15 protein-coding genes are annotated in these 24,715 nt (G+C 69.8%); 9 read left to right on the top strand and 6 right to left on the bottom strand.

The genetic code is table 11. The annotated features are described in order from the left end of the window. Positions 1-70: 70 nt before the first annotated feature. On the bottom strand, positions 71-1,186 hold the full coding sequence (locus C1I99_RS02695) for a MerR family transcriptional regulator (RefSeq protein ID WP_111132566.1): 1,116 nt from the start codon (positions 1,184-1,186) through the stop codon (positions 71-73). Between the two features lie 107 nt (positions 1,187-1,293). Beyond that, positions 1,294-2,157 (bottom strand): haloalkane dehalogenase, encoded by an 864-nt coding sequence (locus C1I99_RS02690; protein WP_111132565.1) that lies wholly within the window; start codon positions 2,155-2,157, stop codon positions 1,294-1,296. Positions 2,158-2,414: 257 nt separating this feature from the next. Between C1I99_RS02690 and C1I99_RS02680 the strand changes: the two genes are divergently transcribed. Further along, positions 2,415-2,849, top strand: coding sequence for a VOC family protein (locus tag C1I99_RS02680; RefSeq protein WP_111132564.1), 435 nt, complete (start codon positions 2,415-2,417; stop codon positions 2,847-2,849). A 231-nt stretch (positions 2,850-3,080) separates the two neighbouring features. Then, positions 3,081-3,911: an SDR family NAD(P)-dependent oxidoreductase gene (locus C1I99_RS02675; protein WP_325049188.1), complete on the top strand. Its 831-nt coding sequence runs from the start codon at positions 3,081-3,083 to the stop codon at positions 3,909-3,911. A 393-nt stretch (positions 3,912-4,304) separates the two neighbouring features. Here C1I99_RS02675 and C1I99_RS02670 read toward each other — a convergent pair whose 3' ends face one another. From C1I99_RS02670 to C1I99_RS02655, 4 genes are all read right to left on the bottom strand, one after another. After that, complete coding sequence (locus C1I99_RS02670; RefSeq protein ID WP_111132562.1) at positions 4,305-4,877, bottom strand: GNAT family N-acetyltransferase; 573 nt, start codon at positions 4,875-4,877, stop codon at positions 4,305-4,307. Between the two features lie 309 nt (positions 4,878-5,186). After that, positions 5,187-6,044 carry a hypothetical protein gene (locus C1I99_RS02665; RefSeq protein WP_233512279.1) on the bottom strand — a complete coding sequence of 286 codons (858 nt, stop codon included), beginning with the start codon at positions 6,042-6,044 and terminating at the stop codon, positions 5,187-5,189. Next, entirely contained in the window at positions 6,041-6,640 is a 600-nt protein-coding gene (locus tag C1I99_RS02660; RefSeq protein WP_111132561.1) for a GNAT family N-acetyltransferase, read from the bottom strand. Before C1I99_RS02660 ends, C1I99_RS02665 begins: the two co-directional genes overlap by 4 nt. 61 nt (positions 6,641-6,701) lie before the next feature. Beyond that, positions 6,702-7,163, bottom strand: a complete 462-nt coding sequence (locus C1I99_RS02655) for an Lrp/AsnC family transcriptional regulator (RefSeq protein ID WP_111132594.1) — start codon at positions 7,161-7,163, stop codon at positions 6,702-6,704. Positions 7,164-7,271: 108 nt separating this feature from the next. On the opposite strand from C1I99_RS02655, the gene C1I99_RS02650 reads away from it, so the two are divergent. The 7 genes from C1I99_RS02650 to C1I99_RS34480 form a co-directional block, all read left to right on the top strand. Continuing rightward, entirely contained in the window at positions 7,272-7,685 is a 414-nt protein-coding gene (locus C1I99_RS02650) for a DUF2000 domain-containing protein (protein WP_111132560.1), read from the top strand. Positions 7,686-7,692: 7 nt separating this feature from the next. Next, positions 7,693-8,784 (top strand): Glu/Leu/Phe/Val dehydrogenase family protein, encoded by a 1,092-nt coding sequence (locus tag C1I99_RS02645; RefSeq protein ID WP_233512278.1) that lies wholly within the window; start codon positions 7,693-7,695, stop codon positions 8,782-8,784. A 569-nt stretch (positions 8,785-9,353) separates the two neighbouring features. Continuing rightward, positions 9,354-9,761 carry an MmcQ/YjbR family DNA-binding protein gene (locus C1I99_RS02640; RefSeq protein WP_111132558.1) on the top strand — a complete coding sequence of 136 codons (408 nt, stop codon included), beginning with the start codon at positions 9,354-9,356 and terminating at the stop codon, positions 9,759-9,761. A 416-nt stretch (positions 9,762-10,177) separates the two neighbouring features. Beyond that, positions 10,178-12,922 carry an AfsR/SARP family transcriptional regulator gene (locus C1I99_RS02630; RefSeq protein WP_199561904.1) on the top strand — a complete coding sequence of 915 codons (2,745 nt, stop codon included), beginning with the start codon at positions 10,178-10,180 and terminating at the stop codon, positions 12,920-12,922. A gap of 311 nt (positions 12,923-13,233) precedes the next feature. Continuing rightward, positions 13,234-17,151, top strand: a complete 3,918-nt coding sequence (locus C1I99_RS02625) for a hypothetical protein (RefSeq protein WP_158553933.1) — start codon at positions 13,234-13,236, stop codon at positions 17,149-17,151. After that, positions 17,148-19,268 (top strand): RHS repeat domain-containing protein, encoded by a 2,121-nt coding sequence (locus tag C1I99_RS02620; protein ID WP_111132556.1) that lies wholly within the window; start codon positions 17,148-17,150, stop codon positions 19,266-19,268. The genes C1I99_RS02625 and C1I99_RS02620 overlap by 4 nt, the downstream gene beginning before the upstream one ends. A 51-nt stretch (positions 19,269-19,319) precedes the next feature. Beyond that, positions 19,320-24,715 (top strand): RHS repeat domain-containing protein (locus C1I99_RS34480; RefSeq protein ID WP_146603870.1); only part of this gene is annotated, 5,396 nt, incomplete at its 3' end.

The raw sequence follows: 24,715 nt of genomic DNA, 5'->3' as shown, positions 1-24,715 counted from the left end.
GCAATCGCCCAGGCCTAGCAGCCATGGCTGCGCTGTGCAGCTCTCTGGCGGCGTTCTCGCGCACGGTGGTTCAGGCTACGAGCAGGCGGAGGCCGAGCTCTGCCGTGTCGAGGGCGACGAGGTCGCGGTTGCGCTCGGCCCACCGGCCTGAGGAAAGGTCTTCGCGGAGTGTGCTGACTGCCCGTTGCTCAGCCTGCGGTCCGACTCTGGTCCACACCGAAACCGCGCGGCGTACACGTTCGTCCAGGTACGCCTCAGGCCGGCGCCAGTATGCCTCGAAGAAGCCATCAGCGCAGTCCCACGGGACGAGCACCGGCTCCGCGCGTCCTCCGATCGCGCGGGTCAGGTCGGCCAGGGACGGCCAGCCGACGAGGAGGTCTGCGAACTCAGGTAAGTAGTCGCGGGTGAGCCAGAACCGCTGACGCCAGCCGGTGTCATCGGCGTCGTACGTGAACACCACCACGCGGCGGGCCACACGCCGCAGCTCACGCAGCCCGGCGACCGGGTCCGGCCAGTGATGAACGGTGCTGACCGCCATCGCGGCGTCGAAGGACTGGTCCTCGAACGGCAGACTCTCCGCAGCGGCGGCCACGCAGGGCGCCGCGCCCGGGGGACGCTGCGCCCGCATGACCGCCGAAGGTTCCACCGCCGTGACGTCGCGGTCGGGGGGTTCGTAGGAGCCGGTGCCGGCCCCGACGTTCAGTACCGTTTGTGCATCCCCCAGCGCAAGCCAGATGCGCGCGGCGATCCGTGGTTCAGTGCGCCGCGTCGCTGGGTAAGCGGATCCGATGGCATCGTACAACCGCGCGCCGAACACTTTCAGTTGCTCCTCTGGCGTCGTCCTGATTCCCATTGCTCGTGCGTCCAGTTCCCTGTCTATGGCCGTCACCATGGCAGCAGCGCGGTCGCGCTGGTCCATCAGCAGGCCGCGCAGCCGGCACAGGTGCGCGACTGCGTCGGTAGCCGGATCGTCAACCAGATCCGCGATCTCCCGCAATCCAAAGCCGAGCCGCCGGTAGGCGAGCACCTCCCGGAGTCGCTCCACGTCGTCGGCGGAGTAGGCCCGGTGCCCAGCCGCGGTCCGTGTGGACGGCTCCAGGAGGCCGATCTCGTCATAGTGATGCAGTGTGCGGACGCTTACGCCGGCCAACTCCGCCACACGCCCCACGGTTAGGTGCTCCTCCACGCCACGACTATGTGGCATGACGCCGCGTGAGGGGCAAGCGCTTCGCTGCTGGCATGATCGAGTTTCCGCTCATCGCCAGATCGGCGGGGTGCGGTCGGCCGCCGCCTTCACCGGAGGTGGTGCCGGTCCAACCAGGCGGCGATGGCGGCCCCGACCGCGTCGGGCTGGTCCTCGGGCGTGTGGTGACCGGCGGCGAGATCACACTTCTCCACCTCGAGGCCGGAGATAGTGGCCACACACCAGTCAAGCATGGCATCCGTCATCATGGTGCCCGGTCCCGGCTCGAACGTGATCAGGAGCTTGGGCACCTCCGGGCTGGTCGCCAGCCACCGGTCGTACCGCTCGACGCGGGCGACGACATCGGCGGGCTCGCCGCCCAGCGGCATCGCCCGCGGCCACTGCAGCAAGGGGCGCCGACTGTCGCGGGTCAGGTACGGACTGCGGTAGACGGCGAGGTCTTCCGGCGACAGGGGCGTGGCGACGGTGGCGGGCAGTACCTGCTCGATGAAGGCGTTGTCGTCGAGGATCATCGCCTCGCCCACACCGGGGGTCTTGATGGCCCGGAACATGGCCTGGCCGCCCTCGGGAAACTCCTCCCAGGCCATCGGCTTGACAATGGTTTCGGTGAAGGCGATCCCCCGTACCCGGCGCGGGTGGCGGGCCGCCCAGTCGAAGGCGAGCGCCCCGCCCCAGTCGTGTCCGACCAGGATGACGTTGTCGAGGCCGAGCGCGTCGAACCAGGCGTCGAGATAGCGGGCGTGGTCGTCGAACGTGTAGGCGACGTCCGGCTTACCCGAGTCCCCCATGCCGAACAGGTCGGGGGCCAGCCGCCGTCCGCGGTCGCCGACCGCGGAAAGGACGTGCCGCCAGAGGTGGGAGGAGGTGGGGTTGCCGTGCAGGAAGACGATGGGCACGCCGGTGCCGGTCTCCCGGTAGAAGATGGTCGAGCCGAGGATGTGCTGCGTCGGCATGGCGGTCTGTCTCCGAAGGATTGGTGAACGGTCAGAGGTTGAGGCTCAACACCCGGTCGACCGCGATCTCCACGACGACCCGGCCGGGCGGGTTGGGCGGTGGTGCCGCGTAACGGCGGGCGTAGCGGCGGGCGCCCTCGGCCACCCGGTCCGGCTCGTCAAAGATCGTGGCGCCCCCTCGAGGGGCCGCATGCGCCACAACTAGCCAGGGGCGGGCCCGTGGAGACGACGAAAGACCCCGCCTCTATGGTGGACCGATGGCGTCGGTCAAGCAGATCCAAGTCACCTTCGACTGCGCAGAACCTGAGCGCGTCGCTCGTTTCTGGTGCGAGGTGTTGGGGTACGTCGTACCGCCGCCACCGGAAGGGTTTGCTACTTGGGACGATTTCGATCGCGCGCTGCCGCCTGAGCATCAGGGTTCAGCGTTCGCATGCATTGATCCCTCAGGTGTGGGCCCGCGACTGTTCTTCCAGCGCGTTCCCGAAGGCAAGGTCGTCAAGAATCGGCTGCATCTTGACGTGCGGGTCGGCACCGGGCTCGTGGGTGAAGAGCGCCTGGCCGCACTTGAGGCCGAATGCGCACGACTGGTCGCGCTCGGCGCGGTACGCGTGCGACTACTGACTGCCGATGGCAACAACGAGTCGTGCCTCGTGATGCAGGACATCGAGGGCAACGAGTTCTGTCTCGACTGACTGGCCGCGAACGTGGCACCTTCGCGAGTCGACTGGTGCAGCTGGCCGGCGATCGGCGCGAACACCCGCTCATGCCGCCGACGGCGCGCTGACGGGGGCGTGCCGTGTCACTCCCTGTAAGCCGTTGTTTCGTACGGTCGAGATCTGGGCACGTCCGGTCCCGCCGATGAGCGAAGGCTTTCTCGTTCCGATCACCGGGGGCAATCGGGTGCTTGCCGGTCCTGGCACGCTGTGTGCGTGATTGACCTTGCAGGACACGTTGTCGTGGTTACCGGCGCGGGACGAGGCCTAGGTGAGTCTTACGCCCGGCTGTTGGCTGCCCGAGGTGCGCACGTCGCTGTGCATGATGCGGGCGTTGACCGCGACGGCAGCGGCAATGATCCCGCCCCCGCCCGTGCGGTGGCTGGTGCGATAACCGAAGCGGGCGGTGTTGCCTCCGTACACGTGCAGAACCTGGCGACCCGCCGTGGCTGCGAGGACCTGATTGCTGAAGTCCTCGCCGAACACGGACGCATCGACGCGCTGGCCCACAACGCCGCCATCGTGCGTTACCACGGCATCAGCGAAGCGCCTGTGGATGAGTACGACATGACCATGGCGATCAATGCGGATGCCGCATGGTGGCTCTGCCGGGAGGTGTGGCCGCTGATGCGGGCACAACGCTACGGCAGGATCGTGCTGACCACGTCGGACTACGGGCTACGAACCATCGACGGCGCTGACGTCGCTGCTTACAGCGTCAGCAAGGCATCACAGTTCGGCCTCATGAACGCCCTCGCAGGCGAGGGCCGGTCACAGGGAATCCTGGTCAACGCCATCTGCCCGGTGGCCGCCACCCGCATCTTCCGCCGAGCCGTGCAACCGCAGGAACTTACCGCCGCGTCGGTGGCCCCAGGGGTGGCCATGCTCGTTTCCCGTGAGTGTCCCTTCACCGGACACGTACTCAGGGCCGCCGGAGGGGACTGGCGGATTTACCAGGTCACCGCCTTGCGGCAAGCCGACCTCGGCTCCGATGCCTCACCTGAAGACGTGCTCGCATGGGCGGTCCGGCCGACCGCCTGAGCAGCCAGGCCGTTCCCTTTGGGGAGGTAGCGGGCATCCACATCTGACGTCCGCACATGCCGCGATCCGCGCGGACGTCGCAGATCAGTTGGCGGACGACTGTCGCGCATCAGCCGACGGAGGACAAGCGTCGACGGCGTTCAACTGCCGAATGCGCACTATCAGATCAAGGCGGCGCGCACAGCGGGCCGTGCCGGCCCGGCCCCGGCCTGTTGGCGACCTCCGGCCGGCATCGGCCGGGCTGGCCGGCCACGCTTGAGACAACCAGGACCACGAAGACCTTGGGGCTCCGCCCCGAACCCCGACCCTCCTCAGAGATCCGCCAGCCCGCCTACCAGGGGATAGGCCGACGGCAATGGGATGGCAAACGCAGCCATCGCAAGGTCCGCGAAGTCAGCGAATCGACTGCTGCATGATCCAGGTAGGCAGGGGCTCCGTAAGGGCGTGCACCACCTCCCAGCCAGCGCGACGGTACACCTCTACGTTGTCCGGATTGCTGGTTTCCAGGATCGCCGGCAGGCCGTCTGCGGCGGCGCGGTGCAATCCCATCCTCATGACAGCGTGGCCCCATCGGCGGCCGGCGTTGTCAGGGTGCGTACCCAGGACGCCGAGGTACCAGAAAGGGGCAGCCGGCAGCGCGGCGTGCACCGCCTCGTCGTAGGCGCGGACGCGGGTCAGTGCGTCGGCGGGAAGTTGGGCGACAAGAATGTCGTCCGGCCAATCGTTCTCGGCCGCGGGAGGATCCCAGATTGCGACCGAAGCGCCGCGCTCGATCGTCCAAATCGTTCCCTTATGCACCCGCTTGTCGAAGAGGTGTCCGAAAAAGGCGGCGGCGCACTGCGGATAGGTCGCCTCGTCTGGGAACAAGTACCCCAGGACGGGATCCTTGGTGAATGCGGCGACCAGCGAGGTGATGACGCGTCCACGGTCTTCCGGTGTAGCGACGGTGATCTCAGGTGCTGTCACAGCGTGAAACCTATCGCGGGCCGCTGAGCCACCCAACCAGCCATCCGATCTTCTAGTTACAGGGCCGTTAACGGCGGTCCCCGAGCTGAACCAGCAACTCCGTCAGGCACTCGTCCAACCCCATAGACGGGTATTCGATCACGAACGCTCGGGCTTGCGCAGTCCGCATCTGGTCCGCAAGAGGTCGACGGAAGGCCGGGGGAGTGGTGGGAGATGTCGAGAGGCGTTTTCGCTGCTAGACGCCCGCTCGGTCTCCCTCCCGTTCCGCGATCACAATGGAGCCGCCGGCGTCCGTTCCTCCGGCACGGGTCAGACCGGTTCCAGCCGGTAGTGCAGGCGGAGCACAAGCGCACGGTAGAACCACAACTCGTGGTCGGTGCGCAGCACGCCTCGGCGATCCCGGTAGACGTGGAAGCGCTCGTGGATCGGGACACGCGCGGCGTAGGCTTCGCCACCGCCGCCCCGCACCACGACATAGGCTCCGTCGCCGCCGAAGACTCCGGAAGGCGAGGACAGCACCAACGAACCGTCGGCCTGGACGCTGGGACGCAGGAAGACCTGTACGTTGCCGGACTCCAACGGAAACGCCACGTGCACCGAGGGCTGCTCCGAGCCGGGCAGCAGCCGGGCCGAGTAGCAGCCGCTGTAGACGAACTCACCGGTGGCAGACAGGGTCCGCAGCCAGCCGGCCGCGTGCTGCTCGCCTTTGGCGTCGACCAGGTGCACGACACGCGAGTCCATGCCATGTGCGACGTCGAGCGGACGGGTAGGCAGGGCGAGCTGCTGGACGCGGCGGCCGAAGAGCCGACTGACCAACTCACCGCCCGGCTGGAACAGGGCTGACCACTGCGCCCAGACCTCCATCCGCCAGCACGCGGTGTGCTCGTAGAAGTGACGGACCGTCCGGTCCAGATCGGCAGCGCGAAACCCTGCACCGTCCAGAACCGACATGGAAGACAACAGCCCGCCGCCCGCCACATTCTCGCGCAAGGCACCGCCGACCCGGTCGGCCTCAGCGGTGAGCCAGGAGGCCCCAACCGGTCCAGGACCACAGGTAGGCGCGTCCAGCCATCGCTGGTCGCCTTCCAGGTCCACCCGGCGCCCGACGAGACACCACCAAGCGCGCGTGCCCATGTCGAGCGCCCTGCCGAGGCGTCCGTCGGTCACTGCGGCATCCTCTCGTTACCCCGGATGCGGGCGTGCAGGTGCATGTCGTGCCGGCCGTCGGAATGGATGGCGGCGCTCCGCTTGGTGCCCTCCAACAGGAAGCCGGACTTGGTGGCGACGCGGCACGAGGCTTTGTTGCGGGTCGAGTGATCCAACTCCAGGCGGTGGAAACCAGTCTCGCCAAGGGCCCAGACGCTCAGGGCCGTCAGCGCGCGGGAGGCCACGCCTGCGCCGCGGGCGGCTGGAAGTACCCAGTAGGCGCAGTTAGCGACACCGTCATCGAGATCTATTCCGCGCATTGCAATGCGCCCGAGCACCTCACCGTCGCGGCGGATCACCGCCCAATGCGCGCCCTTCTCCTGTGCCCAGTCCTGGCGATACTGGTCGAACCATCCGCGGACCTGGTCCTCCGATACGGGTTGGCGGGTGTGCCAACGCCGAATCTCGGAGTCGCGATAGGCGGCGAAGAAAACTGGGGCGTCGGTCGCCTCCCAGGGCCGCAGCAGCAGGCCCCCGGTGGCGGAGAGCACGGGTTGCGGACCGTCGGCGAGCGTGCCGGCGGAGATGGCGGGCGGCGTCGAGAGGACTGACGTCATTGCCCATCCTTTCCTGTCGACAATCACGCGTGTCAAGTTCTCGGGGCGACCCTCTCCGACGTTAGCTCCTGGTTAGGGGCGTGATGACGTGGTTGCGGGAGTGTTGGTAGATGATCGAGCTGCGGAAGCCGACGATCTCCCGCCGCTTGCTGAACTTGTCCATGAGGAAGGCGTGCAGGGCGTCGACACCGGGCACGGCGACGTGAACGAGGAAGTCGTCGCCGCCGGCGACCACGAACACGGACAGCACCTCGGGCAGCCCGGTGACGTACTGCTTGAAGCCTTCGATGACCTGTCGGCTGAGCGGCCGGATCTGGACGTGGAGTAGGGCCTGCACGTGCCGGTTGAGAGCCGGCAGGCTGATTTCGGCGTGGTAGCCGGTGATCACCCCGCGATCACGTAGCGCACGGACCCTTTCCAGGCAGGTGGAAGGGGCGATGCCGAGGGTTCTGGCCAGGTCTCGGTTGGTCTGCCGAGCATCCCGCTGAAGGTGCCGCACGATCGCCGAATCAAGTTCGTCCACGACCACTCCTTTCCCGTGCAGGCCGAATATCGTTCGGCTTGTGATCACTTTAGCCGTGCGAGCGGCTACCTTCTTGCACGCCAGCCGACCGTGTAACGGAGATCGCTAATGGGCCTGGAAACCAAGATCGTGATAGTGGTCCGCGACGGGCTCGCCCCGAACCTCGCGACCAACGCCGCCGCCGTGCTCGGTTTGAGCCTCGGCGGCCGGCTGCCGCACCTGCTCGGCGCCGACGGCAAAGACGCCTCCGGCGGCATCCACGCCGGCCTCAACACCCACCCCGTCCCGATCCTCACCGCCGACCGGCACCAGATAGCCGATCTGCATACAAGGGCACGAGTCCGGGACGACATCACGGCGGTCGGCTTCACGCAGATCGCCCAGCGCGCCCGTGACTACACCACCTATCTCGACGACCTCGCCGCGGCTCCCGACTCCGACCTGGAGTATCTCGCCGTGGCCCTTCATGGCCCGCGCAACAGGATCGCCGCGCTCACCAAACGCCTCCCGCTGCTCGGATAGGACGATCGTGAACCAGCAACATCTCGCCAACCGCGCCACGCCACTCGACCACGAGCAAGTCCACATCCAGCGCGGGCCGCGATCCGGGCTACCGGTCATCGTGGCCGTACACTCCACCACCCTCGGGCAGGCGATCGGCGGCTGCCGGCTCACCACCTACTCACGCTGGACCGATGCGCTCAGCGACGCCCTGCGCCTGTCCGCGGCGATGACGGACAAGTGCGCCGTCGCCGGCCTGCCGAACGGCGGCGGCAAGACCGTCGTCGCGATCCCACCCGGGCACACCCTCGACCCGGCCGCCCGTCGGGCAGTCCTGCTGGATGTCGCGGACACGATCGCCGTACTGGACGGCATCTACGCGACCGGCCCGGACGTCGGCACCGGCCCACAAGACATGGCCGTCATCGACGAACGCACCCAGTACGTCTTCTGCCGGCCACCAGAGGCCGGTGGCAGCGGCGACTCCTCCACCCACACCGCCACCGGCGTCGTCGCGGCCCTGCACGCCGTATGCGAATCCGTGTTCGGCTCGCCGCAACTGGCCGGTCGCCGCTTCGCGATCCTCGGCCTCGGCCGGGTCGGCGCCCGCCTCGCCCGGCACCTTGCCGCCACCCGAGCCGAACTCGTCGTCACCGACATCGACACCAGCAAGCGATCCGTCGCCGACGAACTCGGCGCCACCTGGCTGCCTCCCGACGAGGCCCTGGCGTCCGACGTGGACGTGCTGGTGCCGGCCGCACTCGGCGGCGTCTTCACCCCCGACACCGTCACGCGGCTGCGCTGCGCCGCGATCGCCGGTCCGGCCAACAACCAGCTCGACGCGCCAGCCACCGCCGCGCTGCTCCACCGGCGCGGCATCGTCTGGGCGCCGGACGTCGTCGTCAGCGCGGGGGGCATCATCCACGCCACCGCCGTCGAACTGCACCACGAAACCAGCCAACAAGCCGCCGCCCGCGTCCTGCGCATCGGCGACACCCTCGCCCGAGTCCTGCGCGACGCGGCGCGGGCCGGTGTCACACCCGCCGCCGCGGCCACGAACCTTGCCCGGCAACGCCTCCAGCCGAGCACCGACACCACATCGCGGGAGGACTGCCGGTGACCGGATACCGGCTGTTCGGCCCGGAGCAAACCACCGTCACAACCACCACAACAGCCGTACGCTTCGACTTCCCCACGCTGGACGCCGCCACCGGATTCTGGGCCCGGACGGCGGGACACCTCCAGGCGCAACGACCACGACTAGAACCAACCGTGGTTCACTCCACCTACCTGCTGACCATTGCCACGCCGCACCGCCACCCTCATCGATCTCCCCGGGACGATCGCCGGTCATGATCGGTGGGGCTTGCGGGTCTGCGGGACCGCTCCAGCCGGCCGTGTCGCCAGCCCGAGGGGCACCCACGCCGACATGGTCTACAAGATTGTCTAACTGCGGCAGAACTACCACTTCGGCCCAGTGAAGATTCAGATGTACCCAAGCGATACCACAACGCGCAGGGGAGGGATGCCTGCCCGACGACGATCAGCGTGAACCGTTCCGTGATCAGCAGGACCAGGGGCTACCAGCCTCCCTCGCCTCGCTGTCGGGTCTGCGAGCCGGCGGAGATCGGGTCCGGTGCAGCGGTTAGCCTGTGCGTATGCAGAAGGCGGTGTCGAGGAGCAACCGCGATGGCTGACGCCGACGATGTCCGTCACCTGGCGCTGGCGCTGCCTCATGTGGTCGAGATCGACAGTGAGGGCTTCGACTTCCGGGTCGCCGACAAAGGGTTCGTCTGGTCCTACCCCGAGCGCAGACCCGGTACGTCGCGCCGTATCCGGACCGATATCGCAGTGCTGTACGTCGGCGACGAAGCGGAGAAGCAGGCGTTACTCCTCGGCGAGCCCGAGGCTTTCTTCACCACGCCCGCGTACGACGGGCTGCCCCTGGTCATGCTGCGGCTGGCGCAGGTGAACGTCGACCGCCTGAAGGAACTCGTCACCGACGCGTGGCGCATGCGTGCCCCGGACTCGCTCGTCGCCGACTTTGCCGACGGCACCGATCCGTTGAGCCCAGATCTGAGCGGAGCCGATCAGTAGGTCGAGGTAGCGTGATCGGCGGCCAGTAGGGCAGGCAGCAGTGACACATCAGGGCGTGGGTGCCAGCGATGCGGCCTCCCATGCAAACCCGTCCGGGTCGGTGAAAGGACCGGCATCGCCGCCGATCGTGAGCCGGTGCGATCCGGTGCCATCGGGAGCGACGCCGACGTCCTTGGCAAGGGCACGGCGCCGGTACAGCGCCAGCTTGCTCCCGGGCCGTAACCGGCACGACGTCACCCAACTCCACCCGCTCATCGCGGCCATCCCGCCGGTGCGGGTAGACGCGCCGTTTGGCGGGCACGAGTAGTGGAGTTAGACCGCGCTCTATGCGATGGGGTACACCGCGACGAAGCCTTGTGAGAACCTTTTCGCAGGGTGCGCGCGTGGCTTCGGGCGGTGCGGGGGAGGCTGCTGGGTTGGCGGTTCGGTTCGGGCTGCTCGGTGACGTCGAGATCCGCCTTCATGATCAACTAATTGATCCGGGGCACGCCCGCCAGCGCTGCGTGCTGACAGCACTGCTGGTCGATGCGAACAACGTGGTGCGCACCGACGAGCTGCTGGAGCGGGTGTGGGGCGGCCGTGGGCCACAGCGCGCCCGGGACGGGCTCTACACGTACCTGTCGCGGCTGCGGCGGCTGCTGGCCGGGTCCGCCGAGGTGCGCCTGGAGCGGCGGTCCGGCGGGTACCTGCTCGCCGTCGACCCGGCCGCGATCGACCTGTACCGCTTCCGTGACCTCGTGGCGCGGGCCGGTGCCGCAGACGACGACGAGAAGGCGTTACGCCTGTTCGACGAGGCTCTGGAGTTGTGGCGGGGCGAGCCGTTCGCGCACCTGGACACGCCATGGCTCGACCTGCAACGGCAGGGCCTGCACCGCGAGCGGGTGGCGGCGCAGCGCGATCGCGCCGACGCCGCGCTCCGGCTTGGCCGGCACGGCGCGATCCTGCCCGAGCTGTGCCGCCAGAGCATCGAGTACCCGCTGGACGAGCGGCTGGTCGGCCAGCTCATGCTCGTCCTGTACCGCAGCGGCCAGCAAGCCGAGGCGCTGGAGCGCTACCGCCAGTTGAGCGGTGAGCTGTCCGAAGCGCTGGGCATCGAGCCGCAGCCGGAGTTGCGGGAGCTGTACCGGCGCATTCTCAACGCCGACCCCTCCGTGGCCGCCTCGCCGCAGCCCGGGCTGGCCGGGCCACGGCAACTTCCCGCGCCGCCGACCCAGTTCGTGGGGCGCGTCGGTGAGCTCGCACGGCTAGGGCGCGTGGCGCTACCGCCCGCCGGTGTGGACGGTCAGGGTTCTGTCGTGACAATCAGCGGGCCGGGCGGGATCGGTAAGAGCTGGCTGGCGTTGAGGTGGGCCGGCGACAGCCTTGCCGAGTTCCCCGACGGGCAGCTGTACGTCAACCTGCTCGGCTTTGATCCGGTGGCCGAGCCGATGCCGGCCGCGACGGCGCTGCGTGGCTTTCTCGACGCTTTCGGCGTTCCGCCCGCGTCGATGCCGGCGGAGGCCGACGCGCTGGCGGGGCGTTACCGCAGCCTCGTCGCGGGGCGACGGATGCTGATCATGCTGGACAACGCCCGCGACACCGCCCAAGTGGTGCCGCTGCTGCCGGGTGTCGGTACGTGCACGGTGCTGGTCACCAGCCGGCGCAACCTCACCGGCCTGGTCACCGCCCATGGTGCCGTTCCGCTCAGGCTGGGCCTGCTCGCCGACGAGGAGGCCGCGAGCCTGCTGGCCGGCGTGATGGGGCGGCGCCGCGTCGCGGCCGAGCCGGACAGCGTCTCCGGGATCCTGGCCCAGTGCGGCGGGCTGCCACTGGCGCTCGGCGTCGTCGCCGCCCATGCGGTCACGCACCCGCACCTGCCGCTGGCGGCTCTGGCCCAGCAGTTGCGCGACGATGCCACCCGGCTGGATTCGCTGCACGCCGACGATCTGACGGCCAGCCTGCGCGCAGTCTTCGCCGCCTCGTGCCGCGCGTTGACGCCGGCGGCCGACCGGGCGTTCGCGTTGCTCGGCGTCCCAGCCGGTCCGGATCTGAGCGCTCCGGCGATCGCCAGCCTGACCGACCTGTCGCCGGCCACCTGCCGGGTGGTGCTGGGTGAGCTCACCGACGCGCATCTGGTGGAGCAGCACAGCCCCGACCGCTACCGGCTGCACGACCTGATACGCCTGTACGCGGCCGAACGCGCCCAGCACGAGCATCCGCCGGCGGACCGGCACGCCGCGCTGCGCCGGCTGCTCGAGCACTACACGCGGCTCGCCGAGGCCGCCGACCGGACGCGAGACCCGGACGGATCCGCCGAGCCGGGAGACTTTCAGCACCGCGATCAGGCGGTGGCGTGGTTCCGGGCCGAACACGGCGTACTGATCGCGCTGTGCCGCCAAGCGGCTGACGCCGGGTTCGACGCTCACCTGTGCCGGCTCGCCTTCGCCCTGCGATACCACCTGGAGGACGGCGGGCACTGGGACGAGTTGACCACCGTGCAGAGCGCGGCGGTCACGGCCGCCCGGCGGTTGTCCGACCGGGCCGCGGAGGGCAACGCCTGCTACAGCCTCGCGCGTGCCCATGCCCGGCTGCGGCGGTACGACGACGCGGACGCCCTCTACCGGCAGGCCATCGCCATTTTCGCCGCGCTTGGCGACGCGGTCGGCGAGGCGCACGCCCGGCGCGGCCTGGGCGGGCTGTGCGAGCGGCGCGGCCGGCGGGCGGACGCGGTCGCGCACAACCAGCGGGCCCTCGATCTGTACCGGCAGGCCGGCGACAAGGTCGGCCAGGCCATGGCGTTGAACAACGCCGCCTGGGTGTGCGCGCACAGCGGCGACCACCAGCAGGCGCTGGACCACTGCCAGGAGGCGCTGGACCTGCTCGGCCAGGACTCGCATCGGCATCCCGAGGCGGCCGCGTGGGACACCCTGGGATTCGTCCACCACCGCCGGGGTGAGTACCGGCGGGCCACCGCCTGCTACCGGCGCGCGGTGGCGCTGTGCAGGGAACTCGGCGACCGGTACAGCGAGGCGGACGCGCTGCGTGGCCTAGCCGAGGCATGCCAGGCCGATGGCGACCACGCGGCGGCCCGTGACGCCTGGCGCCGGGCCCTGGAAATCCTCGAACAGCTTCGCCATCCGGAAGCCGACCGGGTGCGGGCGGCGCTCACCCAGCTGCCCTGACCGGTGCACCCGGCCCGGTCGACATCGGCACTGCACTATGCGCAGAGCCGTTCACCAGCGCATTCAAGCTTTCCCCAAGGTTTGGGCTAGGCCGCTCGTTCAGATTGACAGGGCTGACTGTCCGCGTCGTCGGAGAACGGCTGCCCCCCGCACCGTCCTCCGCCGGCCCGGACCACGCCGCCCACCATGCTGAGCGGACGAGGAGAGGACCACGGATGCGAACGTCTCATCGATGGCCCTGGCTGCACCGTCTTCGTGTATTCGCACCCCGCGCGACGCCCAGCCGTGCCCGGGTGGCGACTGCGGGTGGTGTGACGCTCGCCTTGGTGGCCGGCCTGCTCGCCGTACCGGCCCGAGCCGCCGAACCCCGCACGCCGGACTGGTCGGCGGTGCGGCAGTCCAAGCCGGTGCGGGGCACCGTCCTGCGCCCGCGGCCGCGCCCGGCCGATCCGGCGGTGGCCGGCGCCGTGACGAAGGCGCCGGCTGTGACGTGGCCCAAGGCGGGCAGCGCCGAGGTGGCGTTGGCCGGCACGCGCGCCCCGGCGGCGCGGGCCGCCGGCCTTCCGGTCTCGATCGCGCCGCGCGGCGCCGATGCTCCGGCCCGGGTACGGGTGGAGCTGCTCGACCGGTCCGTGGCCGAACAGGCCGGAGTGGATGGCGTCCTGTTCCGACTTCGGCGTACCGACGGCCTTTCCGCGCCCGGAGCCGTCACTGTGGACGTCGACTACTCCGGCTTCCGGCACGCCTTCGGCGGTGACTACGCCGCCCGGCTGGCCCTGGTCCGGATGCCCGACTGCGCCCTGTCGACGCCGCGCCGACCCGAGTGCGTGGCGGGAACGCCAGTGGCGGCCAGCAACGACGTCAAGGCCGGCCGGATCCGCGGTCCGGTCAACGCCAGCGGCGCGGGACCGAAGGCGGTGTACGCCGTGGCCTCGACCCCGAGCGGCAGCGCCGGCAGCTTCGAACCGACCTCGCTGGCGCCGTCGGCGATGTGGGAGGTCGGCCTGCAGTCCGGCGACTTCACCTGGTCCTACCCGCTGGCGGCGCCATCGGTGGCCGGAATGGAGCCGTCGCTGGCCCTGTCGTACTCCTCCGGCGCCATCGACGGCCGGACTGCCTCCACCAACAACCAGGCGTCGTGGATCGGCGACGGCTTCGACTTCCAACCAGGCTTCATCGAGCGTCAGTACACCTCCTGCGGCTCCGACATGGCCGGCGGCAACAACACCGCCCCCACCGGTGACCTGTGCTACGCGTCCGCCAACGCGGTGGTTGCGCTGCCGGGCATCGCCGGCGAGCTGGTGTGGGACGCGGGCAAGCGGCTCTGGCGGGCGGAGGAGGACGACGGCTGGCGCGTGGAGCAGCTGTTCGGTGCGCCCAACGGCGACAACGACGGCGAGTACTGGCGGCTGACCTCCCCCGAGGGCACCCAGTACTTCTTCGGCCGCAGCGAGCCGGCCAAGTCGGCGTGGACGGTGCCGGTCTTCGGCAACCAGCCCGGCGAGCCGTGCAACGCCGCGTCGTTCACCGCATCATGGTGCCAGCAGGCGTACCGGTGGATGCTGGACTACGTCGTGGACCGGCACGGCGACGCGATAGCGTACGCGTACGACACCGAGATCAACCACTATGGGCGATCCGGGTCCGCCGGCAACGCCACCCCGTACGTGCGTGCCGGCCAGCTCGCCCGGATCGACTACGGCCTGCGTGAGGGCCAGACCGAGCCGGCCGCGCGGGTCGTGTTCACCGCTGCGGACCGGTGCGTCCCCGGCTCGCCGTGCGAGCGTTCGCGGCCGGCCGACTGGCCCGACGTGCCGTGGGACCAGCAGTGTGACGGTGGCGTGTGCAGCGCTACGTCGCCGGTGTTCTTCGGCACCAAACGCCTGGCGCGAGTCACCACCCAGGTGCGCACCACCGGGCAGTTCACCGACGTCAACTCGTGGACCTTCAACCACCTCTTCCCGGCCACCGACGACGGCACAAGTCCCAGCATCTGGCTCGAGTCGATTGTCCACACCGGGCACGTCGGCGGCACGCTCAGCACCCCGGAGGTGAACTTCGACGGCGTGCTGCGAGACAACCGGATCACCTCCGGCGACGGCCTTGCGTCGATGCGCAAGTGGCGGCTCACCCGGGTGCAGACCGAGACGGGCGGCCTGATCGAGGTCACATACGCCCCGGCCGGCTGCACGGCCGGCAGCATTCCCGCCGCCGATACCAACGGACATCCGTGCTTCCCGGCCTACTGGACGCCCCCGGGTGCCACCGAGCCCAGGCTCGACTGGTTCCACAAGTACCTGGTCACGCAGGTCCGCGAGATCGACCGGGTCGGCGGTTCCCCGGACGAGGTCACCTCGTACGAGTACGTGGGCGACGCCGCCTGGCACCACGACGACGCCGAACTCGTGCCCACGGAGCTGAAGACCTGGGGCCAGTGGCGTGGCTACCAGACCGTCAAGGTCCGCAGCGGCGCGCCGGGCACCGTCCGTACCCTGGTCGAGCACCGCTTCTTCCGGGGCATGTACGGAGACAGGAAGTTCGACGGCACCACCAAGAAGGACGAGGTCAACGGCCAGCCCGACCTGCCGGTGCTGCGTGGGTTCGCCCACGAGGAGATCATCTACAACGGCGACGGCGGCCCCGAGATCGAACGTGAGCTCAACGAGCCGGTGGTCATCGGTCCGAACGCTGTACGCCGCCGCGCCTCGGGTGATCTCAGCGCCTACGTCACGGAGGTGAAGCGGACCTACACCCGCACCGCCCTCGCCGGTGGCGGCTACCGGGAGACCGAGGAGATTCACTCCTACGATTCCTACGGCGTCCACATCATGACCGACGACCGCGGCGATCTGTCCACTACCAGCGACGACCGGTGCCAGAGGACCAGCTACACCCCCAATCTGGACGATTGGCTAATCGGCCTGTCGCACCGCATCGAAACGGTGAGTGTCGCCTGCGGCACCAACCCGAACCGCCCAACAGACGTGATCGCCGATGTCCGGGTCTACTACGACGGATCGAACACCCTCGGCGTGGCCCCCACCAAGGGCGACGCGACCCGTGGTGAGGAGTTGTCGTCCTGGGGCGAGAACGGCGCGGTCTACACCACGATGGGCCGCAAGGTGTATGACGCGCACGGACGCGTAATCGAAGAGTACGACGCTCTCGGCGCCAAGACGACCACTGCGTACGCGCCGGCGGTCGGCTCTCCGGTGACCGAGGTGCGGGTGACCAATGCGCTCGGGCACCAGACGGTGACCGGCCTGCACCCGGCGACCGGCTCGCCGGTGCTGGTCGTTGACGCGGACGGCAGACGCACCGAGATGGCATACGACGCGCTCGGCCGCCTCGTGAAGGCGTGGGGGCCGGGCCGGTCCCGGACTGACAACCCCGAGGTGGAGTTCCAGTACCTGGTCCGCAACAGCGGTCCCTCGGCGGTCACCACCAAGACGCTGCTCGGTACCGGCGGCTACCGCGTCGAGCACGCTCTACTGGACGGCTTCCTGCGGCCCCGGCAGCGCCAGGCACCGGCGCCGGGCGGCGGCCGGATCGTCTCCGACACCATCTACGACTCGCACGGCCGGGTGGCGAAGACCAATGCCGCGTACCACAACCCAGATGCCCCCGACACCACGCTGCTGGCCGTCAGCGACAACGCGGTTCCCGCCCAGACCCAGTACGTCTACGACGGCGCCGACCGCGAGACCGCCGAGATCTTCAAGGTGAACGGCGTCGAGCAGTGGCGCACCACCATGACGTACGGCGGCAACTGGGAGCGCGAGGACCCACCTGCCGGCGACACCCCCACCACCGAGGTGTTCGACGCCGAGGGCAGGGTGACCGAGCTGCGCCAGCACAAGAACGCCTCGGAGTACGACGCAACCCGGTACACGTACACCAAGGCCGGCCAACTCGCCACGGTCACCGACCCGGCCGGCAACGTCTGGCGGCACCACTACGACCTGCGTGGCCGCGAGATCCGCGTGGACGACCCGGACAAGGGAACCGCCACGATGACCTACGACGACGAGGACCAGTTGCTCACCACGACGGACTCGCGGGGCCGGACGATCGCCTACAGCTACGACACGCTGGGCCGGATGACCGCCGGCTACGAGGGGTCGACGAGCGGGACGAAGCTGACCGAGCAGACCTACGACAGCCGCGGCAAGGGCCTTCCGGTCGCGTCCATCGGTACGTCAACGGGCACGCCTATCGCAGTGAGGTGACCGGCTACGACGCCCGGGGGCAGGTGACCGGCGCGGCCGTGACCATACCCGCCGTCGAGGGCGCCCTCGCCGGCCGCTACGAGTCCACATTGTCCTACAACGACGTCGGCCAGGTGACCGCGGTGACCCTGCCCAGCGTGGGCGGACTGCCGGCTGAGACCCTGCAGACCGGCTACGACGAGCTGGGGTTGCCGGTCTCCCTGTCCGGCCTGATGACGTACGTCGAGTCGACCGGGTATACGAACCTGGCCGAGCTGGGCGAGTACATCCTCGGCGGAGAGGACGGCAAGCGGCTGCAGCAGTCGTACGAGTACGAGACCGGCACTCGGCGACTGACCGTGTCCCGGACCCGGGACGAGGTATCCGAGACACCGCCGGTAGAGCGTAGCTTTACCTACGACCCGGCCGGGAACCTGAAAAAGCTGGTGACCGCGGCGCGGGACCGGGTCACCGACACCCAGTGCTTCGCGATCGACTACCTGCAACGGCTCACCGATGCATGGACGGCCAACGACGACTGCGCGGGCGGGCCGAGCCTGGACAAGCTCGGCGGTCCGGCACTGTACTGGCACTCGTACACCTTCGACAAGGTCGGCAACCGGCTCACCGAGACTTGGCACGACGCCACAGGTGACACGACCCGTACGTACGCGTACCCCGCGGCGGAATCGCCGCAGCCGCACGCCCTGCGGTCGGTCACCCAGACCGGCCCGAATGGCACCCGCACCGACACCTACGAGTACGACACCGACGGCAACACCACCAGCCGCCCGGGCCAGACCCTGACCTGGAACACCGAGGGCAACCTGGAGTCGGTCACGGCGGGCGACGACGTCACTTCGTTCCTGTACGACGCGGAGGGAAACCGCCTGATCCGCCGGGATCCCGCTGCGACCACGCTGTACCTAAGCGGGACGGAGCTGCGCCTAGACACCAAGACCGGCAGTGTCAGCGGCACCCGCTACTACGCGTTCCACGGCGCCGCCGTCGCGGTTCGCACCGTCACGGGCTTGAACTGGCTGTTCAACGACCACCATGGCACCGGCGAAACCGTCATCAACGCCGACACCCAGCAGGTGAGCCACCGGCTTCACCTGCCGTACGGCGCACCTCGTGGACAAGCGCCTACCGCGTGGCCCGGTGAGAAGGGTTTCGTCGGCGGCACCATGGATGCCACCACGGGCCTGACCCATCTCGGCGCACGCGAGTATGACCCGCTGACCGGCCGCTTCATCTCTGTCGATCCGATCATCAACGTAGACGATCCACAACAGATGCACGGGTACGCCTACGCCAACAACAATCCAGCGAGCCTGAGTGACCCGGATGGGCTCGAACCCCGCCCGGGTCATAAGAAGCCGAAGACGAAAAAGCCGAAGACCAAGACCAAGAAGAGCAGCGCAAAGCCGACGCCGAGGTGCGGCAATCCGCGTCAGTGTGATGGCAGTAACGCCAAGATCGCCAAAGACGCTAAGAAGATGAAGGCTCGAGCGACTAAGGCGGCAAAGCGCTACTGCTCGAACCCGCGTCAATGTGACGCCAAGGACGCAAAGAAGGTGAAGGCCCGCAACGCGGCGGCGAAGCGGAAGTGCGGCAATCCGCGTCAGTGTGATGGCAGTAACGCCAAGATCGCCAAAGACGTCAAGAAGATGAAGGGCCGCGATGCCGCCAAGAAACTGGGCACCGCCGGCAGCGTTGCGGCAGCCCTGGGTGCAGGCCCTAGCGGGGCCGCCAGCTACGACAAGACGGCGGACAAGTGGAAGAAAGATTGGTGGGCCTCGAGGGACGCGTACACCTATCGCAAGGAACCCCCGCTGAACAAGCCGAGCGTCAAATGGAGCGGGCGCGGACTGGGCGCTGTCGGGGCGGCGATGACGTTTAACAGCAACGTCGCCGGGGGTGACAACCTCGGAAAGGCGGCGGTCAAGACGGGCGTTGACGTGGCCACGGTCTGGGCTGGTGCCAAGGCCGGCGCGGGCCTAGGCGCGCTAGCCGGAAGCTTCTTTCCTGTCGTCGGCACGGCCGCTGGCGCGTTCGTAGGCGCCGTCGCGGGCACCGTGGCCGGCATATTCGCGAGTCAGGCCGCCAACGGCTGGATCGACAGTGCCTGGAAGTAGGCGACTGCCGCGTACGGGTTTCACTTCAGACAACCTGGTGGGTGAGCGTTGATGGGCACAGTGACGGTGCGCGGGCGGAGGCCGGCGTTGGCGATGGCGGTCGCGTTGGGGGTGGCGGCCTCGGTGGCGGTGGCGGCTCCCGCGCAGGCGAAACCGGACGAGTGGAGACCGCGCAAGCCGGCACCGGTGCGGTCGGTGGCGGGCACCGTGGCGCCGAAGGCGCCCCGGCCGGCGCTGGCAGTGGACGCCAAAGCTCTGGACCCCAAGGCGGTGCGGCGGGCACCGGCGACCACCGCGCCGACCGTACGAGCGGTCGGCGCCGGACAGCCCGAAGTGAAGGTGCTGCGCCGCACCGCCACCGGCCTGACCTTCCAGGCTGGACGCTCGACGACCGTGGAGGTGGACTACTCGGGTCTGCGGCGGGCGTTCGGCGGCGACTACGCCTCCCGGTTGCGGGTGGTCGACGTCGGCACCGGCAAGGTCGTACCGGCGAAGCATGACACCGCCACCGGCAGGTTTCGGGCGGCGGCCACCGCCGGCACCACGTACGCGGTGACGTCCGGCACGTCCGGCAACGCCGGCAGCTTCGCCCCGACCTCGCTGGCGCCGTCCGCCACCTGGGCCGTGGGGGTTCAGTCCGGCGACTTCTCGTGGAGCTACCCGGTGAGGGTGCCGCCGGCGCCGGGCCTCACCCCGAAAGTGGCGCTGTCGTACACCTCGAGCGTGGTGGACGGGCGGACCGCGTCCACCAACAACCAGGCGTCCTGGCTGGGGGAGGGGTTCAGCTACGAGCCGGGGTTCATCGAGCGCGCCTACACACCGTGCGCCGAGGACGGACAGCCCGGCAAGGGAGACCTGTGCTGGGACGGGCAGGCCGCGCACCTGGTGCTGCCCGGCATCACCGGGGAACTGGTGTGGGACGCCGGCCGCAAGGTGTGGCGGGTCGCCAACGACGAGGGCTGGCGGGTGGAGTTGCGCACCGGTGCCAGCAACGGCGACAACGACGGGGAGCACTGGGTGGTGACCGGGCCGGACGGCACCCAGTACGCCTTCGGCCTGGTCGCCGCGGCGAAGTCGACGTGGACGGTGCCGGTCTTCGGCAACGACGTCGGCGAGCCGTGCCACGGGCCGTCCTTCGACACCTCGTGGTGCCACCAGGCGTACCGATGGACGCTGGACACCGTCACCGACCCCCACGGCGACCAGATCACGCACCACTACGACACCGAAGTGAACCACTACGCCCGCGCCGGGGTGGCGAGCAACGCCACGCCGTACGTGCGGGGTGGCCACCTGATCCGCATCGACTACGGACAGCGCACCGGCGCCGAGCCGACCGCGCGGGTGGTCTTCACCAGCGCGCCGCGCTGCCTGCCGGGCTCGGCCTGTCAGCAGGCCCAGCCGGCGGACTGGCCGGACACCCCGTGGGACCTGAACTGCGTGGGCGGAAGCTGTACGGCGATCGGCCCCAGCTTCTGGGGGACGAAGCGGCTCGCGAAGATCACCACCCAGGTACGCGCCGGCGGGCAGTTCACCGACGTCGACTCGTGGACCCTCGGTCACACCTTCCCGGACACCGGCGACCACACCAGCCCCACCCTGTGGCTGCGGTCGATCCTCCATACCGGCCACGTCGGCGGCACGACCAACCTGCCCGAGGTGCTGTTCGACGGCGCGCGGCTGCCCAACCGGATCAGGACGGTCGACGGACTGCCGCCGATGAACAAGTGGCGGCTGGCCCGGATCTACAACGAGACGGGCGGTGTCACCGAGGTCGGCTACCAGGCCGCGCGGTGCGACGCCGGGACGCTGCCGCGGCAGGACGCGAACGCCAAGGACTGCTTCCCGGCGTACTGGCTCCCCGACGGCGCGACAACGCCCGAGCTGGGCTGGTTCCACAAGTACGTGGTGCGTGAGGTGGCCGAGGTCGACCGGGTCACCAACGCGCCACGCAAGGTCACCCAGTACGAGTACGTGGACACCGGCCCCGCCTGGCGCTACGACGCCGCCGAGTTGGTGCCGGCGCGGTTCAAGACCTGGGGCTCCTGGCGCGGCTTCCAGCGGGTGAGGGTGCGCACCGGCACCCCAGATGGTCAGCAGACCCTCACCGAACACCTGTTCATGCGCGGCATGGACGACGACCTGCTCCTGGACGGCTCCCGCCGGCGGGTGACGGTCGAGGACTCGCAGGGCAAGCCCATCGCGGACAAGCCGGGGCTGGCCGGGTTCGCTCGCGAGACGATCGTCCGGGACCCAGCGACCGGTGCGGAGATCTCGGCGGAATTCCAGGAGCCGTGGCTGTCCGATCCAACCGCCGTCCGCGACCGCGAGAGCGGCCCGCTTGAGGCCCGCATCCTGAAAGTGGAGTCGGTGCAGACCCGCACCGTCCTCGCCGGCGGCGCGGCACGGGTAACGAAGACCACCACCAAGTACGACGGCTACGGCAGTGTGATCGAGGTGCACGACCACGGGGACGTGGCCGTACCCGGCGACGATATCTGCACCACGACGTCGTACGCCCGCAACACCGGCGCCTGGCTGGTCGACCTGCCGAACCGGGTGCTCACCGCCGCCGTGCCGTGTGGTGTCACGCCGGCACCCGCCGACGTGGTCTCCGACGAGCGCACCTACTACGACGGCGCTGACACGGTCGATGCCGCGCCGGCCAGGGGAGACGTCACCCGGACCGAGCGGTTGTCCACCTGGGATGACGGGCAACCGCGATACGTGACCGTCTCGCGCGCGACGTACGACCAGCACGGCCGGATCGTCGCCTCGCAGGACGCGCTGGGGGCGGAGACGACCACGGCGTACCAACCGGCGACCGGCGGCCCGGTGACGAAGGTGACGGTGACCAACCCGCTCGGCCACGCGAGCGTCACCGAACTGGACGCCGCCCGTGGCCTCACCCTCGCCACGGTCGACGCCAACGGCCGCCGCGGCGCCCGCGCCTACGATTCGCTGGGCCGGCTGACCGCGGCGTGGCAGCCCGGCCGGCCGGTCACCCAGACCCCGACGGTGCGCCACGAATACCTGATCCGAACGGACGCGCCGGCCGTGGTCACCACCCACCGGCTGCTCGGAAACGGCGACTACCTCACCAGCCACATCCTGTATGACGGCCTGCTGCGGGAGCGGCAGACCCAGGCACCCGCGCCGGGCGGCGGCCGGATCGTCACCGACACCCTGTACGACACGCACGGCCGGGTCGCGCGCACCAACACCGGCTACCACAACGACGACGATCCCAGCACGTCGCTGCTGCTGGTCGCCCACGACGCCGTACCGTCGCAGCGGGTGATCGTGTACGACGGGGCCGGGCGTACCAGCGCCGAGATCCTGCTCGGGTACGGGGCGGAGCGGCACCGCACCAGCTACAGCTACGGCGGCGACCGGGTGAGTGTGGACCCGCCCGCCGGCGGTACGCCCACCACCCGGATCACCGACGTGCGGGGCCGGCTGATCGAGCTGCGACAGCACACGGGCGACCAGCCCGAGGGTGACTACCTCGCCACCACGTACGGCTACACGAAGGCCGGCCAGCGCTCCTCGATCACCGACCCGGCCGGCAACGTGTGGCGTTTCGGATACGACACGCGGGGCCGGCAGGTGCGGGTGGAGGACCCGGACAAGGGCACCGCAACCATGACCTACGACGACAAGGACCGGCTGACGTCGGTCAGCGACGCCCGCGGCGTCACCCTCGCCTACAACTACGACGCCCTCGACCGGCGGACCGGGGTGTTCGAGGGGTCGCCGAGCGGGCGCCGGCTCACCGAGTGGACGTACGACACGGCACCCGGCGGCGTGGGCGAGCCGGCGGCGGCCATCCGGTACGTCGACGGCGCGGCATACCGCACGGAGACGCTCGGTTACGACCCGCACGGCTGGCCCACCGGTACTGCGGTGACGATCCCCAGTCGCGAACACGGCCTCGCCGGCCGGTACGAGTCCACCGTGGAGTACAACCAGGTGGGCCAGGTGACAGCCACCACGCTGCCGGCCGCCGGTGGCCTGCCGGCCGAGACGGTCACCACCGCGTACGACGGGCTCGGCCAGGTGGGCACAGTGAGCTCCGGCCTGACGCAGTACGTAATCGAGACCGGGTACACCAAGGTCGGTCAGCTCCGCTACCGGATCCTCGACGGCCGCGTGATGCGCACCTACGGCTACGAGGAGAGCACCCGACGGCTGACCGGCCTGCGCACGGAGCTGGAGACCGGCGAGGTCCCCGTGAACCTCGGTCTTCGCTACGACCCGGCGGGCAACGTCGTGTCCTCCGCCGACACCGCCTCCGGCGACACCCAGTGCTTCCGCCACGACGCGCTGCGGCGCCTGGTGGAGGCCTGGACCGCCGCCGACGGCTGTGCCGCCGGGCCCAGCCTCGCCGCGCTCGGCGGGCCGGCGCCCTACTGGCACTCCTACGGGTACGACGACGCAGGCAACCGTACCCGCGAGGTCCGGCACGCGGCCGGCGGCGACACCGTCCGCGACTACACCTATCCGGCGGCCGGTGGGGCCGGCCCGCACCGCCTGGAGAGCGTGACCACCGGATCCGATGTGGACCGCTACACGTACGACGCGGCCGGAAACACCGTGACCCGGCCGGGACAGACCCTGACCTGGACCGCGGAAGGTCGGTTCGCCGGGCTGGACGCGGGCGGCAAGGTCACCACCTTCGAGTACGACGCGGACGGCGAGCGGCTGATCCGGCGCGACCCCGCCGGCAGCACTCTCTATCTCGGCGACACCGAGCTACGGCTGGAAGCCGCCACGGGCGCGGTCACCGGCACCCGGTACTACACGGTGGACGGTGACACGGTCGCCGTGCGCACCGGGTCCGGGCTGGCCTGGCTCGCCGACGACCACGCCGGCACGGCGAGCGCGGCGATCAGCGCCGACGACCTCACGGTCACCGTCTCGCACCGGCTGCCCTACGGCGCCCCGCGCGGCGCCGCGCCGTCCGGCTGGCCAGGAGAGCGGGGCTTCGTGGGCGGCACCACCGACGCCTCCACCGGGCTCACCCACCTCGGAGCCCGCGACTACGACCCGGAGACCGGCGCGTTCATCTCCGTCGACCCCATCCTGGACGTCGATTCGCCGCAACAGCTGCACGGCTACGCGTACGCGGGCAACTCGCCCGTCACCTTCGCCGACCCCACCGGCCTGACCGCCGAGCTCGTTCCCTCATCGGCGCCGCTGTCGATCGAGTGGGACAGCGCGGTCACGGGGTTCCGGCTGGTTGGTGACGCCCAACCGGAAAGGCTCTACACGCACCAGGCCCCGGCGGCGTTGCCCGGCGCGCGCGGCAACCCGGACCTGAGCGCCACGATCGACCACGCCATCGGCGGGCGCAACTGGTCGCCGAAGGTGCCTCCGGGGTACACCCGGCCGCCGGACAACTCGACCCCGCCGACCGGGCGTCCGAGTCCGTTCCCGCCCATCCC

The organism is Micromonospora deserti, from assembly GCF_003236335.1.
In the GTDB taxonomy this organism is placed as follows: Bacteria; Actinomycetota; Actinomycetes; order Mycobacteriales; family Micromonosporaceae; genus Micromonospora; species Micromonospora deserti.
The sequence above is the reverse complement of the archived record's forward strand: the minus strand, read 5'-3'. Positions and strand labels throughout refer to the sequence as shown.

What these genes read in the sequence shown, in the direction of transcription:
- C1I99_RS02690 (WP_111132565.1), bottom strand. Translation starts at nt 2,157, where the DNA reads ATGCCGACGCAGCACATCCTCGGCTCGACCATCTTCTACCGGGAGACC.
- C1I99_RS02680 (WP_111132564.1), top strand. Translation starts at nt 2,415, where the DNA reads ATGGCGTCGGTCAAGCAGATCCAAGTCACCTTCGACTGCGCAGAACCT.
- C1I99_RS02660 (WP_111132561.1), bottom strand. Translation starts at nt 6,640, where the DNA reads ATGACGTCAGTCCTCTCGACGCCGCCCGCCATCTCCGCCGGCACGCTC.
- C1I99_RS02650 (WP_111132560.1), top strand. Translation starts at nt 7,272, where the DNA reads ATGGGCCTGGAAACCAAGATCGTGATAGTGGTCCGCGACGGGCTCGCC.
- C1I99_RS02640 (WP_111132558.1), top strand. Translation starts at nt 9,354, where the DNA reads ATGGCTGACGCCGACGATGTCCGTCACCTGGCGCTGGCGCTGCCTCAT.